Genomic DNA, 16,743 nt, shown 5'->3' with positions numbered 1-16,743 from the left:
CCGGCGTTGGTCAACGACTGCTGCCCTGTTGAGCTGTACTTAAACGATAAATCACGTATATTTTGCGATGTATCCTGCATGATCCTGGTCTGGTACCGGAGCTTTTTATGCCACTGTCCGCCTTTCATCCCGCCAGCCGTGCCTGGTTTGAGCAGAACCTGGGTGTTGCCACACCGGCCCAGGCTGAAGCGTGGCCGGCCATCCGGGACGGGCGCCATACGCTGGTCGCCGCCCCCACCGGCAGTGGTAAAACCCTGGCCGCTTTTTACGCCGCCATAGATATTCTGGTGCAGGAGGCGCAGCAGGCACCGTTGCCCGCGCAGACCCGCATTCTGTACGTTTCCCCGCTGAAAGCATTGAGCAATGACATCGAGCGCAATCTGCAGGCGCCGCTGGCCGGCATCGAAGACGAGCTGTTTCTGCAGGGCTGCCATCCGGCCGGTATCCGTGTAGCGGTGCGCTCCGGCGATACGCCGCAAGCCGAACGGCAGAAAATGCTGAAGAACCCGCCGCATATTCTGGTGACCACGCCCGAATCCCTCTACCTGCTGCTGACCAGCATCCATGGGCGCAACATGCTGCGCGGCGTGACGTCGGTGATCATCGATGAAATCCACGCCATGCTCGGTGACAAGCGCGGCTCGCACCTGTCGCTGTCACTGGAGCGACTGCAGGCGCTAACAGGCAAGCCGCTGCAACGTATCGGCCTGTCAGCGACGCAGAAGCCGATTGAGCTGGTGGCCTCGTACCTGACTGGCGCGGTGGCTGGCTCTCTATCAGGCGCTGTGGGCACTGACTGTGTGATTGTCGACAGCGGCCATAACCGCAAGCGCGATATTCGTATTGAAGTGCCCTCGTCGCCGCTGACCGCGCTGATGAGCAATGAGGTGTGGGCAGAGCTTTACGAGCGTCTGGTGGAGCTGATCAATACGCATCAGACCACACTGGTATTTGTAAATACGCGGCGCCTGTCCGAGCGGCTGGCGCTGGCACTGTCCGAGCGACTGCAGGCGGACAATCTGGCAGGGGACGACGCCGTAAAATTGGTAAGTTCACACCATGGCAGCATGAGCAAGGAACATCGCCTGCACGCCGAGCAGCAACTCAAGGCCGGCAAGTTAAAAGTATTGGTGGCCACCGCCTCCATGGAGCTGGGTATAGATATCGGTGCTGTCGACCTGGTGGTGCAGTTTGCTTCGCCCAAGAGTATTGCCACCTTCCTGCAACGCGTCGGACGCAGCGGTCACTCGGTGGGCGGCACGCCCAAAGGTATTCTGTTTCCGCTGACGCGTGACGACCTCGCTGAATGCACGGCACTGGTGGACAGTATTCATCGCGGTGAGCTCGACAAGATCCTGATGCCCGAAGCGCCGCTGGATATCCTGTCGCAGCAACTGGTGGCGGAACTGGCCGCCCGCCAGGATGAAGACGTGGCACCGCAATCGCTGGATGAGTTGTTTGCCCTGATGACGCGGGCGTGGCCCTACCGCAATCTGGAGCGCGCGGTGTTTGATGGTCTGGTGCAAATGCTGGGTGACGGATATTCGACACGACTGGGACGGCGCGGTGCCTGGCTGCACCTGGACCGGATCAACCAGCGTGCCAGTGCCCGACGTGGCGCGCGGCTGACCGCGCTGACCAATGGCGGGGCCATTCCGGACATGTTTGATTACCAGGTGGTGCTGGATCCCGACGATACCGTGGTTGGCAATCTCAATGAGGATTTTGCATTGGAGACACTGCCTGGGGATATCTTTACCCTGGGCTCACACAGTTGGCAGATGATGCGGGTGGACGGCCTGAAAGTGCGGGTGCGTGATGCCCACGGACAAAAGCCGACGGTGCCGTTCTGGTTTGGCGAAGCCGCCGGTCGTACCGTTGAGCTGTCGTCATCGGTGTCCCGGTTACGTGCAACCATTGATGACTACCTGACCGATGAAGGGCCTGATCAGGCTGTGTTGTGGCTGACCGGCGAGCTGGGCTTGCCGCAGGGCGCAGCCACCCAGCTGGTGGATTATCTGCATGCAGGCCGCAATGCCTTGCAGGTGATGCCGACGCAAAGCAATATTGTCATGGAACGCTTCTTTGATGAAGTCGGCGACATGCATCTGGTGATACATGCCCCCTTTGGTAGCCGTCTGAACAAGGCCTGGGGGCTGGCGCTGCGCAAACGTTTTTGTCGCACCTTCAACTTTGAACTGCAGGCCGCTGCCAACGAAGACAGCATTGTCATATCGCTGGGCTCGGTGCACAGTTTTGCGCTGGAAGAAGTGTTTTCCTATCTGCACAGCAATACGGTAACCGATGTGCTGACGCAGGCGCTGCTGGACTCGCCCATGTTTGAGGTGCGCTGGCGCTGGAACGCGACCCGCTCGCTGGCTATTCAGCGTAATCGCGCGGGCAAACGCGTGCCGCCGCAGTTTCAGCGTATGGATGCTGAAGACCTGGTGGCGCAGGTGTTTCCCGACCAGCTTGCCTGCCAGGAGAATATTACCGGCAAGCGCGAAATTCCTGATCACCCCCTGGTGCAGCAGACCATTCATGACTGCCTGACCGAGGCCATGGATATCGATGGGCTGCTGGACCTGCTGCGTGCTTTTGAGGACAAGTCCCTGAATCTGGTAGCGCTGGACCTGCGCGAACCATCACCTTTTGCCCAGGAAATTATCAACGCCCGGCCGTACGCCTTCCTGGACGATGCGCCGTTTGAAGAGCGCCGCACCAATGCCATTCGCAATCGCAGCTGGACTGACCCGGCGGAAACCGATGCCTACAGCCGTCTGGATGAAGCCGCGATTGCCCGTGTACGCGAGGAAGCCTGGCCGCTGATGCGTGATGTCGAGGAAATGCATGATGCGCTGTATTGCGCCGGATTCTTCAGCGCCAGCGAATTGACAGACAGGGGCCATGTCACCCTGTTTGATAAGCTGGTCGCGCAGGGTCGGGCCTGTCGTCTGCCGGCGACAGGTCAGTGTGTGAGCGCGGAAATGATTCCGGTGTTCCGGGCGCTTGATCCCGATGCGGTGTTTGAGCCGGAAATCGAGCTGCCGCCTGAGCTCACCGCGGCGGCGCCTGATGCCGATGCGGCTGCCCAAATATTGGTGCGTCGCCGCCTGGATGTGCTGGGTCCGGTCTGTGTTGCAGACCTGCAAAAACACATCGGGCTGGCGCGCAGCCAGCTCGATCAGGCCTTGCTGAAACTGGAGGCCGAAGGCTTTGCTTTCCGGGGCCGCTTCAGTCCGGACAGTATCGGGCGCCACGATGATGATTCCCTGCAGTGGTGTGAGCGCCGTTTGCTGCAACGCATTCACCGCTACACGCTGGACAGCCATCGTGATGCCATCAAACCCGTGTCGCTGCAGGCCTATACCCGTTACCTGTTTGAGCATCACGAGATTCGTTTGCAGACCCTGAACCCGCGCCCGGTGCCATTGCCGTCGATGGCTGAAGGCCAGGCTCTGCTGGAGCGCACCCTGGAGCGACTCGATGGCATGGCAGCCCCGGCGGCGGCATGGGAAGGCGAGATCATCCCGGCGCGACTGGGCATGTACGACCCGTCCTGGCTGGACATGATGTGCATCAGCGGCCGCCTGGTGTGGGGGCGTTATACACCACCGGCACAATTGACGGCCGTGCGTTCAGGTAGCCGGCGCAGTGCGGGGCCGATCAAGGCAACACCCATGACAGTGTGTTCACGCCAGACCATGGACATCTGGCAGACGCTGTCGGCACCGGCCACGCCAAGCCAGCCGACACTGACAGCTCCCGCGCAAAAAGCCCTGGAAACCCTGCGGCAACGCGGCGCCAGTTTTTTTGCCGAGATCAAACAGCATACCGGGCTATTGCCCGCACAACTGGAACAGGCACTGGCGGAACTGGTGGCCAATGGCCTGCTGACCAGTGACAGTTTCACCGGGCTGCGCGCCTTGCTGACGCCGGAGTCGCGTAAACCCAGCAATCGTGGCAACGGCCGGCAACGCAGCCGGCGCGGTGGCTTCAGCATCGAAGAAGCCGGTCGTTGGTCACTGATACCCGCTCTTGATCGGGCCGCGGCGCCGGACAACGATGCGCTGGAAGAACTGGTGATGATTTACCTGCGGCGCTGGGGGGTAGTCAGTCGCCAGATTGTTCTGCGCGAGTCCTGTGCCCCGGCCTGGCGCGACCTGTTGCCGGTGCTGCGACGCTTCGAACTCCGTGGCACCTTGCGTGGCGGCCGGTTTATCGAGGGCCTGGGCGGCGAACAGTTTGCGCTGGCTGAAACCATTGCGCCGCTGCGGGCAAAAAGTAAAGCCGACGCCGGCGCGTCATTTGACGAGTCACAATACTGCAGCCTGGCGGCGACCGACCCGGTCAACAACCTGCCATTGTTCGTGCCTGATGTGAAGCTGGCGCGCACCAATCGCAACCGGGTGTTGTATCGCGACGGCATCCCGCTGGCCGTGCTGGACGGGGACGCGGTGCGGTTTTTACGCGAGGTGCCAGGCCAGTATCAGTGGGCATTGGAACAACTCCTGCGCCGAAACGAAGTTAACCCGCGCTTGCGCAGCTATCTCGCTTGAAACGCCCTCAGGATCGGTGATGCTTCGTTAAAGTCAGGCGCCAGAATGCTCATTTACTATAAGTAAACTCCGCTTCTGTCGCCTGACCGGCGCTGAGGACGTTTCTGGAAGTGGATAATTTACAAGGTAAAAGAAAAAATGCTCATTCAGAGTATGGCGGTTGAAAAACGTATGTTCGTCATGACGTGGTGTGGTTACACTGTTTTGAGTCTTTGATATGGTGAAAGGAAATCAATAATGAAAATGTTGCCTCAACTGGGCCTGGCCCTGCTTCTTCCGTTCCTGATGGTTACCAGCGTGGCGCAGGCTGCGGATGCACCACCGGCGATAGCCGAAGCCGTTGCCGGCGCGCAACTGCAGGAAGGTTACTTCGATTTCTACTATCAGCCCAATAGCGGCCAGATACTGCTGGCAGTAGACCGTTGGGATGAGGAGTTTCTGTATACCAGCGCGCTGGCAACCGGGGTGGGCTCCAACGACATCGGTCTGGATCGTGGGCAGTTGGGTGGCGGCCGGGTGGTGAAGTTTGAACGCCATGGCAACAAGGTGTTTCTGAAACATATCAATCTGGACTATCGGGCGGATTCGGACAGCGCCGCTGAGCGCCTGTCGGTGCAGGAAGCCTTTGCTGAGTCGATACTGGCGGGGTTTGATGTTGAAGCTGCAGACGGTGACAGCGTACTGATTGACCTGACCGACTTCCTGCTCAGTGATGTGCACGGTGTTGCCAGCACTCTGGCGCGCAGCCAGCAGGGCAGCTACAGCCTGGACAAGCAGCGCTCGGCCGTGTACATGGATCGCACCCGTAACTTCCCGCTGAACTCCGAGTTTGAAGCGCAGCTCACCTTTGCCGGCAGCCAGCCGGGTGCACTGATCCGTTCGGTGACGCCTTCTCCGGGCAGCGTCACGGTGCGTCAGCATCATTCCTTTGTGCAATTGCCCGGGCCGGGTTATGAGGCCAGGGCTTTTCATCCGGAATCGGGCTTCTGGTCGCGCAGTTATGAAGACTTTGCCGCGCCCATCAATGAAGACATGACCCGGCGCTATATCTCCCGGCATCGGTTGCACAAGCGTAATCCACAGGCCGCGCGCAGTGAAGCCGTGGAGCCGATTATCTATTACCTGGACGCCGGTGTACCGGAACCGGTGCGCAGTGCGTTGCTGGATGGCGCGCGGTGGTGGAATGACGCCTTTGCCGCCATTGGTTTTGACAACGCCTTTCAGGTCGAGATTCTGCCTGAAGATGCCGACCCCATGGATATCCGTTACAACGTGATTCAGTGGGTGCATCGCTCCACTCGTGGCTGGTCTTATGGATCTAGTGTTACTGATCCAAGAACCGGCGAGATTATCAAAGGCAAGGTCACGCTGGGTTCACTGCGTGTGCGCCAGGACTATCGTATCGCGCAGTCCCTGATCGGGCTGGCGCAGGAAGGTTCGGACGAAGCCATTCAGGAGCTGGCGCTGTCGCGCATCCGGCAACTGTCGGCCCACGAAGTGGGCCACACCCTGGGCATTGCGCACAACTTTGCCGCCAGTGTTAATTCCCGTGCGTCGGTGATGGACTATCCGCATCCGGCGCTGGAAGTCAGCGATGCCGGTGTGCTGGATGCGTTGAATGCCTACGATGTGGGTCTCGGACAGTGGGATTTCCAGACCATCAAGTACGGCTATGCCGAATACGCCACGCAACTGGAAGAGGCCGTCGGTCTGGCGGCGACCTTGCAGGAAAACAAGGATGCCGGTCTGTATTTTATTTCTGATGCCGACAGTCGCGCGCCCGGTGGCGGCCACCCGCTGGCGCACATGTGGGATAACGGCGCCGACCCGGTGACTGAGCTGGAACGACTGCTTGATGTGAGGTCCGCGGCTCTGCAGCGCTTTGGCGCACAAAACCTGCGTGCCGGACAGCCCTATGCCGAGCTGGAGGAAATACTGGTGCCACTGTATTTTCTGCACCGCTACCAGGTCGAGGCCGTACACCGTCTGATCGGTGGCATGTACTATGAATACAGTGTGTATGACGGCGAAAGCGCCGAGCCCGAGCAGGTCAGCCCGATCGCCGCGGCCGATCAGATGCGTGCACTGGATGCGCTGATGCAGACCCTGGCGCCTGATGTGCTGGCCTTGTCGCCGCAAATACTGGCAACGATTCCACCCAAACCCGTAGGTTATTCACGTAACCGGGAAAGTTTTCCGCTACGCACCTCGCTGGGTCTGGATTTTGCCACCATCGCCGAGACGGCCGCTGATCATACCCTGAGTGGTATATTGCAGGGCGAGCGCCTGGCCCGCCTGATCAATCAGCACAGCCTGGACCCGACACTGCCATCCATTCAGGATGTGCTCGACCGGTTGTTGAACAGCAGCTGGTTTGCCGAGCGCTCCGCCGGTCAGTCAGGTCGCGTGCAGCAGGCGGTGAATAATGTGGTGCTGTATCGCATGTTGGCTTTGCTGCGTTCGGACGATACCGACAACCAGGTGAAGGCGGCGGTCAATCTGGCGCTGCGGGATCTGGAAATATGGCTGGATGACGAGGCCGATGACGTGTCAGGCAACGACTGGCGCGGGCACTATCGCATGGCGCTTGATGAGCTGGAGAACTGGAGTGACAATGGCGCCATGGAGAGCCTGATGTCAGCACCATTGGCAATGCCGCCGGGTGCCCCCATTTAGCCGCCGGGTGCCCCCATTCAAGAGTTATCGGCGTTGCCCCGGCGTCGCTGAAATAGCGGCGCCGATGACATTTTTGACCAGCTTGAGTTACTGCACACGTGAATTTTTGTAGAGAGGAAATCGATTGAAGACCGTATTTGATTTGTCCGCTGTCACTTTGCCGATCAGGGACCGCGATGCGCGCTTCCCGGTGGGGCGTGTGTTCTGCGTGGGGCGTAATTATGCCGAACATGCCAGGGAAATGGGCGCCGACCCGAGCCGGGAGGCGCCTTTCTTTTTCAGCAAACCGGCCGCTGCCGTGTGGGTGCCCGATGGCGAGGTGCCGTACCCGCCGCGTACCGCTGATCTGCATCATGAAGCCGAGCTGGTGGTCGCTCTGCATCGGGGCGGACTGTCATTGACGCCGGCGGCGGCGCGCGACTGCGTGTACGCCTATGGTGTAGGTGTTGATTTTACCCGGCGCGACCTGCAGGCCGAAGCCAAAAAACAGGGGCGGCCCTGGGATACCGCCAAGGGCTTTGATGCCTCCGGTCCGGTGTCAGAACTGGTCGCCGTGGAAGATTGTGGCTGGCTGGATAAAGGTGCCATTTCTCTCACATTGAATGGTGAGCCCCGGCAGCGCGGTGATCTGTCGGACATGATCTGGAAAGTGGACGAGATTATTGCCGAGCTGTCGACGTATTATACCTTGCAGGCGGGCGACATTATCTTTACCGGCACGCCGGCCGGTGTGGGCGCGGTCAACCGGGGTGATGTGGTGCAGGCAAGTATCGAAGGCGTGGGACGACTCGAATTCAGCATGGTTTAGCCCGGATCGGGTTCGGCGTCTGACGGCAACGGCGGCAGGCCGTCAAACCAGGCTTCCAGAATAAGGCGGGCGGCCAGGGCATCAACCGCACCGCTGGACTCGCCGCGCAGCAACTCGCCGCGCGCTTCAAACGAGGTCAGGCGTTCATCGACACCAAAGCAGGGTTTGTGCAGGCGACCGTTCAGGCGCTTGCCAAATTTGCGCGCCCGTAGCAGTAACTCGCTTTCACTGTCATCCATGTTAAACGGCAGACCCACCACAAAAACATCCGGTTGCCAGTTGTCCACCATCGCTTCCAGTCTGCGCCAGTCGGGAATGCCGTCAGTCGCCGGAATAATGCCGATGGCCTGTGCTGTGCCGGTCAGGCTCTGACCATAGGCAACACCAATACGCCTGGTGCCAAAGTCGAAGGCCAGTACCTTGAGTGGTTTGCTGTATTTTTGTGGGTACCGGTCCATGCGGGTCAGGAATGCCCCGCCAGTGACGCCAGCTGGTCGAGGCTGACTCCGAGCAGGGCGGCTACTGCCGATGCCTTGTTGTCGTAATCGGTTGAAAACAGGAGATCAGTGTTTGCTGGCACCGTAAGCCAGACATTATCACTGATTTCCTGCTCCAGTTGCCCGGCGTCCCATCCGGCACAGCCCAGTGTGATCAAATAGCGTGAGGGTCCGCCGCCGTCGGCGATCTCCTGCAGAATGTCTTTTGACATGGACAGGCTGACGTCGTCGTTCACCGGCAGGGTGTAATCCCATTCGGTCCCGGCTTCATGCAGGATAAAACCCTTGTTGCGCTCCACCGGGCCACCGGTGAGGATACTGCTGTCCTGCAAGCGTGCGAGGAATTCATCATTGATGGTGATGCCAAGCTCCTCCATCAGGTCCGGTATCACCAGTTTTGATGGGCGGTTCACTACCAGGCCCAGCGCGCCTTCTTCGTCATGTTTCCACAAATAGGTGACTGATCCGTTGAAATTCGGATCGCGCAGGTGCGGCATGGCAATCAGGAAATGATTGTCCAGGCAGCTAGCACTGCCGGTGTCGGTATCTGATTCATGTTTCATATGTTGCAGACTCCCGTTGTGTTATCAGTTGCTACTGAAGGCATTGCCCGGACGAAAGCGCCAGGTGCGAATTATTTCCAGCAGATCGGCTTCACCGCGTAATTCGACAGGGAACTCATCGAAGGGCGCCGCCAGCCGCACGATATCGACCGCCGCCTGGTCCAGTACCTGGTGACCGGAGCCCTGCAATATCCGGATCTCCTGCACACTGCCGTTGGGGCGTATCGACACCAGCATGCGCAGGCTGCCGAATATTTCGTCACGTCGCGCCTGTTGCGGGTAGTGTTCATTGCCTACCAGTTCGATGCGTTTGCGCCAGTTGTCCAGATACAGGGCGTCATGTCGCTGCTGGGTCGAGGCCGATGAAATTGTGTAGCGTCGCGGCCGTTTGGCGTACTCCTGTTGCTGTACGTCCAGCTGTGCCTGCAGGCTGGCGATGGCCAGCGAAATATCCTGCGGTGTTGAATGTTCCGAGATCACACTGCTGTCGTTGGGCTGCAGGGATTCGGTTTGCTGGCGCAACTGTTCGTCAGCTTCGGTGCTGGTCAGTATGCGTGCATCCTGCATTTGCTGTGCCGAGGCAGCAGGCGAGGGTACCGGTTGTACCTCCTGGATGATTTCGTCGTGAAACTGCGACTCCACCGGTGTCGCGGGGGCCACGGTGTCGTCAATCGAGCCGCTGCCGAGCTGGTTTTCCTGGGCAATAAAATCCGCCAGCTCCGGCGGCATCTCGCTGCGATACTGTGCCAGCGTGATTTCGATGGCCGGTACACTGCGGCTTTCACTGAGAAAGCTGAAGCCGACACCCGCGATGATGATGACGTGCAGGCAGGCGGACAGGAAGATGGTAAAACCAAAGCGCTCTTTGGCCAGCCCGTTGTCCTGACTATTGTGGCTCTGCTGTGTGTTGTCCGCTGTCATCAATCCACTGCTTCCGCGATTAATTACGATGCCAGTTTGCCGGCAATACAGTCCATCAGGTCGCCGGCTATATCCAGGTCATGGGCCGCATTGAGTTCGCGGATACAGGTCGGGCTGGTGACGTTGATTTCGGTCAGGTAATCACCAATCACGTCCAGACCGACAAACAACAGACCCTTGGCACGGATACTTTCTCTCACCTGGGCACAAATCCATTTGTCGCGATCGGACAGGGGTTGTGCGATGCCGCTGCCGCCGGCGGCCAGATTGCCGCGACTTTCGCCGATGGCCGGCACCCGCGCCAGTGCGTAAGGTACCGGGTCGCCATCAATCAGCAGAATACGTTTGTCGCCTTTGACGATCTCGGGGATATAACGCTGCGCCATGATGGGGTTGCGACCATGCGCGGTGAGCATTTCAATGATCACGCTGATGTTGGTGTCATCCTGGCGGATGCGGAAAATGGAACTGCCGCCCATGCCGTCAAGTGGTTTGAAAATCACATCACCGTGCTCTTTGTGGAAGGCCCTGAGCTTGTCGGCGCGGCTGCTCACCAGCAGTGGCGGGCAGCATTGCGGAAATTCGGTGGCAAACATCTTCTCGTTGCAGTCGCGCAGGGACTGCGGCTTATTGACGATCAGGGTGCCGGCTTTTTCGGCGCGTTCCAGCAAGTAGGTCGAGTAGACATAGTTGCTGTCGAAGGGCGGATCCTTGCGCATCAGGATCACATCCAGGTCGGCCAGAGGCCGTTCGCCGGCCTCTCCCATGCGGTACCAGTTGTCCGGGTCGTAGGCCACCTCCAGCGGGCGCATCCACCCCATCGCGGTATCGCCGCTCAGGTAGAGATCGCCCTGCTCCATATAATGCAGCTCCCAGCCACGTTCCTGGGCCGCGACCAGCATCGCCAGACTGGTATCTTTTTTGTAGGAAATGTTTGCGATGGGGTCCATCACGATGCCGACTTTCAGGTGCATGGTTCAGCCTCTTGCCCGGAATTATTGGTCAGGCGCCACCTGTGGGCAGCCCTGCTCAGGGTTACTGTTGCGTGCTGACATCATAACATGATTGCTTTGCGCAACTGTCTTCACCTTGTGCTAAAACCTTGAGGCATGCCTTGTTTACCGGTGTTGATCAGGGAGGATCAAACATGACAGCTTTGGCAGAAACTGGACCCCGGCAGTCTTCATCACAGCGCCCGTTTCGGGTATTGCTGGCCGATACCGGGCTTCATGTGCGCGAACAACTGACCGGCCTGCTGGCGCAGCAGGCGGTGGAAGTACTCACCGCCGATGATGGTTTTGATGTGCTTTGCCGTTTGCCCGAGCTCAGGCCGGATCTGTTGCTGGTGGCCAGTGCCCTGCCGCGACTGAGCGGCACTCAGGTGTGCTCGCTGGTGCGGCAATGCCCGGACTTTAAAAATCTGACGATAATACTGATGGGTGATGAGCACAACCTGCTGGACGAGGTGCGCGCCGAGCTGGCAGGTGCCGATGGCTGTCTGCATATGCCGTTCCGGCTCGCTGAATTGCAGGAGGCTCTGGCACAGGTGCGTCCCCGGCAAGCAGACCCTGTCGTTGACACCGTTGGCGAGCCTGCCCGAGAACCTGCTCGAGAACCTGTTCGAGAACCTGTTCGAGAAAAAGCCCGGTGACCACAACAGTGCTGGTCGTGGATGAAGACACCCGCGCGCGACAGGTTTTGTGCGATGCTCTGCAGAAACACGGGTTTCGCACACGGCAGGCAGCCGACCTGGCCGGTGTGCGCCAGCTTCGGCGAGAGGATGGGGCGGCCTGGCGGCCAGAGCTGAGCATCGTCGAACTGGTCCGTGAACATGGCAATGGCTTCAGTGTCGCCGCCTGGCTGCAGTCCCGGGGTTACGGCATTGTGGTGTTGCTCAGTGAGCGCAATGATGTGGCCGACCGCCTGTGGGCCCGCTCCCGTGGCATCCTGCATCTGGCGTCGCGAGCAGGTGGTATTGATCAGTTATGTGCCCGTTTGCAGGACATCGTGGCTGACAGTCAGGGAGCGTCTCGTCGTGAGCCGGCGTGAGCTGACACCGCAGCGGGCTCTGCAGCTCAGTCTGGACACGTTGCTGAATGACATCCAGACACTGGTACTGTCATCCGCGGACAGCCTGAGCGCGGGAGGCAGCCTGAGCGCGGGAAACAGCCTGAGCGTGGGAAACAGCCTGGGCGCCGAAATCAGCCTGAGCGCCGGAAAAAGCCTGAACGCAGCCAAAACAGACAGCCTGACCATGCTGTTTAACCGCCTCGCGGCAGCCAGTCGTTTTCTGACGGATGGCAGCAATGCCGCGCTATGTCTGGATCTGTGTCAGGACTGGCAGCGGTTGCAGACCGCAACCGGTGTCAGTCGTGATCGCCGGATACTGACGGGTGTGGGCCGCTGCCGTGACGCCTGGCAAGCGGAAGCCGCGGATGATTTATTGCGGCAACTGCTGCTTGACCGTGTCAGCGCCAGTATTGACAGTCTGGCGACCGGGGCCGGAGAAAAAAAAGCGGAATCGCAGTGGTTTCAGCAATCATGCATCGATTGCAGGACGCTGGCTGGTGTCACTCAATTTTTGCGTGACGTGACCACACACTCCGGTTTTGCGCCAGACAGGTCGGTCCGGGAACTGCTGCGCTGGTTGCTGGCGCTGGAACAGGTTCTGGCAAAATCTCTGGACCAGCCCCCGAAAAAGTCTCTGGCACTGTCGCCGGACAACACCGGACCGGGGATGCCGGTGCTATTCAGGCGTGAGCTGGAAAGATGTCTTGATGGTTGTTGTCGCGTGACAACCGGAGACGCCATGCCTGCGCTGCTGTGGCAACTCCAGTTGCTGGCAGGTGCGGTGCTGGCTCTGGATTGCATGCAATACCCCGGACGCTCACCTGACGTTATCAGGTGGCATTGTCAGGGCCTGATCGTGTCGGCGGCGCAGGCGCAGCAGCGTTCGGGTGCCGGCGAGGTTGCTCGGCAACGGCTCCGCGAGTGTCTGCGCCATGCCGTGGTGCTGACGATGGACCCGTTGCCGGTGGTTGTGCCGGGCAGCGTGCCGCAGGATAGTGACAGCACCGGTGTCAGAGTCGGCATGCCGGGGCAGGATAACCCATGGGCGGCATTATTCGACGTGGTATCGACGTCGATGCAGGCCGTGTCGGCCGTTATCGCTGACCGGACCCACGCGGCGGTGGACTGGGCGGCGGTCAGTCTGCGCCTGTATCGCCTGTTGGTGTGTCTTCGGTTGCCGGGCGGCGGCGTGGACAACGAGATCAGTTGCTGCCAGCACCCAGCGCTGAGCGAGTGGGACACCCTGATTGCCAGTCTTCATACCAGCGTTGATCACTGTTTGCAGCGTTCAGTGGTGACGGATGAAGATCAGCACCGGCTACTGGAATTGCTGCACCGGTTGACGCACCGGTGGTGCCGCGAATCCGGCCCGGATGCCACGGACCTGCTGCCGGATACCCTGCTGCTGGCGGCGCGACTTAATCTGCGGGCACAACGCCACTGGCAGCGGCTGACTCTGGACCTGGATGCGGCACAGCAGGACTTTGCCGGCGCTTCTGTGCCGCAGGTGCTGGCCACAGAATTGCATTGCCTGCCTGCCATGGACGGGGGCGAGTGTCGAGCCGGGTTCCCGCCGCAGGAGGTGTTGCGCGACCTGCGGCTGTTGTTGAAAGGTGCGCATATTCTGAACGTGCAGCGTATCGAGTCACTGGTATTGGTGCTGATCGAGGTATACGAGGTTATGCTGGCCTGTCCGGCCTTTGCTGCAGCGGCCGACATTGGCAAGGCATTACCCCGCGCTCATCGCAGTCTTTGCCGGATGCTGGATCAGGCCGCAGCCTGGCAGGCGCCGGGCAATGCCCGCCGCATGATCAATACCCTCTATGGTTGCCTGGAGCGCTGGCGCGGGAGCAGCCGGTTCGGTACCGCGCAGGGCCGGACTGTTGCCAATGACCATGCCACCGTTGTCAGTGAGCGCCCGGCGGGCCAGACCAAAGACCCCTGGCAATTGTGTCTGGCGGGCAACAGACGACTGCGCAAACTGTTGCGGCAGCAGCACGATCTGGACAGCATCCGGGTGTTGTTGCTGGAGCTGTTGCGCAGCCAGGAAGAAATTATGCGGCGTCAGGCTGACTATGGCACCGCGCCGGATGCGTCGCAGGGGTGAAAGCGGCTATAATGCTCGCTGGATTCACGCAAATGCTCCGATTGGGGAGCCTTACTGCTTTTCTGAGAGCTTATTGTCTGTGAGAACATTCGGATTTATCTGGGGTGTCGGCGGTATTGTGCTGTTGCTGACATTCGCGATTGTGCGCCTGGGCGGTGTTGCGCTGGCAGTGGGGGACTATCCGCTGACTGTCTGGCACTGGGGGCTGGCGTTGGGCTGGTTGCTGTACATGGTATGGGCTGAGGGCTATAAAGGCTTCCATCTGGCATTCGCGCCGCGTGTTGTGGTGCGTGCCGAATATCTGGCGCGGCACCCGCGTCCTCTGCATGTGCTGCTGGCGCCGCTGTACTGTATGGGTTACATACATGCCACCACACGGCGCAGACTGCTGTCTGTGGCTCTGACATCCATGATCCTGTTTTTTGTTTTCCTGGTGCGCATGCTGCCGCAACCCTGGCGTGGGCTGGTGGATGCCGGTGTGGTGGCCGGCCTGATGGTCGGTGTCGCCTCCATCCTGTATTATCTGGTGCGTCTGCAACGCGGCGGCGCGGCCAGCCTGCCGGTGCCACCTGATGTGCCCGCGCAAACGGTCGTTGACGCACCGGCCTGATCCCGTCGGCGCAACAATGGTCTGACAGCCGGCATCCGGAGTCATGCATGGAATCAGCAATGACAGATTACAGTGCCCGCCGAGAGCTCTGTGCCGTGGTGGTGACCTGGCAGCCTGACCTTGATGTGCTGCTGTCGTTACTGGCGCAACTGACGGCACAGTCCTGCGATGTTATTGTGGTCGACAATGGTTCCGCTAACGCCAACCAGCTCGAATCCCTGGTGTCATCACTGACTGCTGTTACGTTGCTGCGCTGGCCTGACAACAAGGGGCTGGCCACGGCGATGAATGCCGGGCTGCAACAGGCGCATGACAGTAACTATGAGCTGGTTTTCCTGTTTGATCAGGACAGTGCGCTGACCGATGGTTTTTGTGCCGGCATGCTGGCGGCCTGGCGTCAGGCTGAGGCGGTCAGCAGCGTGCCGGTGGCGGCCGTGGGGCCACGGCTGCAGGATCCGGTCAGTCAGCGTCGCACTCCTTTCAGGTTGTTCCGCTGGTGGCGCCGCTCCGACCAGGCCGTCGCCGGTACCGGGGATCTGTTTCAGGCGGACTTTCTGATCTCCTCGGGTTGTCTGTTTTCGCAAACGGCTCTGCGTCGCATCGGACACATGAAGGACAGCTATTTCATCGACAACATCGATCTGGAGTGGTGTTTCCGCGCCCGCGCCAGGGGTTTTGCCCTGTTCGGTACCGATGCGGCAACCCTGTTGCATGCGATTGGTGAACCCGGCACCAGTGCGTTGGTAAAGGCTGGCTGGATAGTCCAGCACAGCCCCCTGCGCAGTTATTACTCAACCCGTAATCGTTTGCATCTGTACCGCCAGGCTTATGCGCCGCTGAGCTGGAAACTGCGCGACTGTGTGCGTTTCCTGCTGAAATCCTTGTGGCTGTTGTTGGCGTCGCCGCAGCGGCGCGAGTACTGGCTGCAGATACGACGCGGTATGCATGATGCCAGGGAGCTGGAATGACGCCGCCATGTACAATTCTGGTCCTGCTGCCTGTGTATAATGGCGCCAGGTATCTTTCTGAACAGCTTGATTCGATACTGGCGCAGCAATGGCAACCGGCGGCTGGCGATAACATCAGGGTATTGCTGCTGTGCCGCGACGATGCTTCCACGGATAACTCGCTTGCGTTATTGCGGGACTACGCGGCGCGGTACCCCGATTGCATTCGACTGCTTGAAGATGAGGCGGGAAATCTGGGTGCTGCCGGTAATTTCTCGGCATTGATGCGAGTGGCTGAGAGCGAGGCCGTATCGATACCCGGCAGTCAGCCCTATATCGCATTGGCTGACCAGGATGATATCTGGCACGCAGATAAACTGCAGCGTGGTCTGGCTGCCTTGCTGGCAGTCGAGAACGGCGACACCGCAACGCCGGTTCTGGTGCACAGTGATCTGCGTGTGGTGGACGCGCTGGGCAAAACCATGGCCGAATCATTCATGTCCTACCAGGGCCTGCGACCAACGCGCTCGTCACTGTCCGCACAACTGCTGAGTAATACCCTGACCGGTTGCACCGCGGTGATGAACCTGGCGCTGATACGCAAGGCGTTACCGGTGCCGGCCGGGGCGGTCATGCATGACTGGTGGTTGTCCCTGGTGGCCAGCGCCTTCGGGCGCCGTGTGTATCTGGACGCGCCAATGGTGGACTATCGGCAGCATGACAGCAATACCATTGGTGCCAGGTCGCATACAAGTTCGGCAGCGTCCGGCGTTTTCCTGCGTGAGCTGTTGAAAACGCGTCAGTCGCCCGGCAAACAGCAAGCCTTCGAAGACATGGCTGCACAGACAGCTGCCTTTATGCAGCGGCACGGTAGCGAGATTACGGCAGCACAGCGATTCGTCTGTCGTCGCATCATCGCGCTGCCGCGTGCCGGCCTATGGCGGCAGCGTCTGCTGTTCAGAGCTCTGCGTTTATTTTGATCGGC

Annotated in this window: 13 protein-coding genes; 9 read left to right on the top strand and 4 right to left on the bottom strand. The window is 59.9% G+C overall.

The genetic code is table 11. The annotated features are described in order from the left end of the window. Window positions 1-107 precede the first annotated feature (107 nt). From ENH71_RS01820 to ENH71_RS01810, 3 genes are all read left to right on the top strand, one after another. A complete protein-coding gene (locus ENH71_RS01820) occupies window positions 108-4,559 on the top strand; it encodes a DEAD/DEAH box helicase (RefSeq protein ID WP_294132764.1) in 4,452 nt (1,483 codons plus the stop codon). Between the two features lie 237 nt (window positions 4,560-4,796). After that, window positions 4,797-7,235 (top strand): zinc-dependent metalloprotease, encoded by a 2,439-nt coding sequence (locus tag ENH71_RS01815; protein ID WP_294132765.1) that lies wholly within the window; start codon window positions 4,797-4,799, stop codon window positions 7,233-7,235. Window positions 7,236-7,359: 124 nt separating this feature from the next. After that, window positions 7,360-8,043, top strand: coding sequence for a fumarylacetoacetate hydrolase family protein (locus ENH71_RS01810; protein ID WP_294132767.1), 684 nt, complete (start codon window positions 7,360-7,362; stop codon window positions 8,041-8,043). On the opposite strand, the gene ruvX is transcribed toward ENH71_RS01810, so the two are convergent. Genes ruvX through gshB form a run of 4 tightly spaced genes read right to left on the bottom strand, consistent with a single transcriptional unit; the run spans window position 8,040 to window position 10,998 of the window. Next, window positions 8,040-8,501 (bottom strand): Holliday junction resolvase RuvX, encoded by a 462-nt coding sequence (ruvX, locus tag ENH71_RS01805; RefSeq protein WP_294132769.1) that lies wholly within the window; start codon window positions 8,499-8,501, stop codon window positions 8,040-8,042. The genes ENH71_RS01810 and ruvX overlap by 4 nt on opposite strands. Before the next feature lie 5 nt (window positions 8,502-8,506). Beyond that, window positions 8,507-9,103, bottom strand: coding sequence for a YqgE/AlgH family protein (locus ENH71_RS01800; protein WP_294132771.1), 597 nt, complete (start codon window positions 9,101-9,103; stop codon window positions 8,507-8,509). Between the two features lie 24 nt (window positions 9,104-9,127). Then, window positions 9,128-10,024, bottom strand: a complete 897-nt coding sequence (locus tag ENH71_RS01795) for an energy transducer TonB (protein WP_294132773.1) — start codon at window positions 10,022-10,024, stop codon at window positions 9,128-9,130. Between the two features lie 23 nt (window positions 10,025-10,047). Then, window positions 10,048-10,998 (bottom strand): glutathione synthase, encoded by a 951-nt coding sequence (gshB, locus tag ENH71_RS01790; RefSeq protein WP_294132776.1) that lies wholly within the window; start codon window positions 10,996-10,998, stop codon window positions 10,048-10,050. 173 nt (window positions 10,999-11,171) lie between these two features. Between gshB and ENH71_RS01785 the strand changes: the two genes are divergently transcribed. From ENH71_RS01785 to ENH71_RS01760, 6 genes are all read left to right on the top strand, one after another. Then, a complete protein-coding gene (locus ENH71_RS01785) occupies window positions 11,172-11,675 on the top strand; it encodes a response regulator (RefSeq protein ID WP_294132778.1) in 504 nt (167 codons plus the stop codon). After that, window positions 11,672-12,073 carry a response regulator transcription factor gene (locus ENH71_RS01780; RefSeq protein WP_294132782.1) on the top strand — a complete coding sequence of 134 codons (402 nt, stop codon included), beginning with the start codon at window positions 11,672-11,674 and terminating at the stop codon, window positions 12,071-12,073. The genes ENH71_RS01785 and ENH71_RS01780 overlap by 4 nt, the downstream gene beginning before the upstream one ends. Then, complete coding sequence (locus ENH71_RS01775) at window positions 12,060-14,201, top strand: hypothetical protein (RefSeq protein ID WP_294132785.1); 2,142 nt, start codon at window positions 12,060-12,062, stop codon at window positions 14,199-14,201. The genes ENH71_RS01780 and ENH71_RS01775 overlap by 14 nt, the downstream gene beginning before the upstream one ends. 79 nt (window positions 14,202-14,280) lie before the next feature. Then, window positions 14,281-14,811 carry a hypothetical protein gene (locus tag ENH71_RS01770; protein WP_294132787.1) on the top strand — a complete coding sequence of 177 codons (531 nt, stop codon included), beginning with the start codon at window positions 14,281-14,283 and terminating at the stop codon, window positions 14,809-14,811. 59 nt (window positions 14,812-14,870) lie between these two features. Next, on the top strand, window positions 14,871-15,779 hold the full coding sequence (locus tag ENH71_RS01765) for a glycosyltransferase family 2 protein (protein WP_294132789.1): 909 nt from the start codon (window positions 14,871-14,873) through the stop codon (window positions 15,777-15,779). Beyond that, window positions 15,776-16,738: a glycosyltransferase family 2 protein gene (locus ENH71_RS01760; protein WP_294132791.1), complete on the top strand. Its 963-nt coding sequence runs from the start codon at window positions 15,776-15,778 to the stop codon at window positions 16,736-16,738. Before ENH71_RS01765 ends, ENH71_RS01760 begins: the two co-directional genes overlap by 4 nt. Window positions 16,739-16,743 lie beyond the last annotated feature (5 nt).

Source organism: Pseudohongiella sp., assembly GCF_011050365.1.
Lineage (GTDB): Bacteria > Pseudomonadota > Gammaproteobacteria > Pseudomonadales > Pseudohongiellaceae > Pseudohongiella.
Note: the sequence above shows the minus strand (reverse complement) of the source record. Positions and strands in the feature narration are given on the sequence as shown.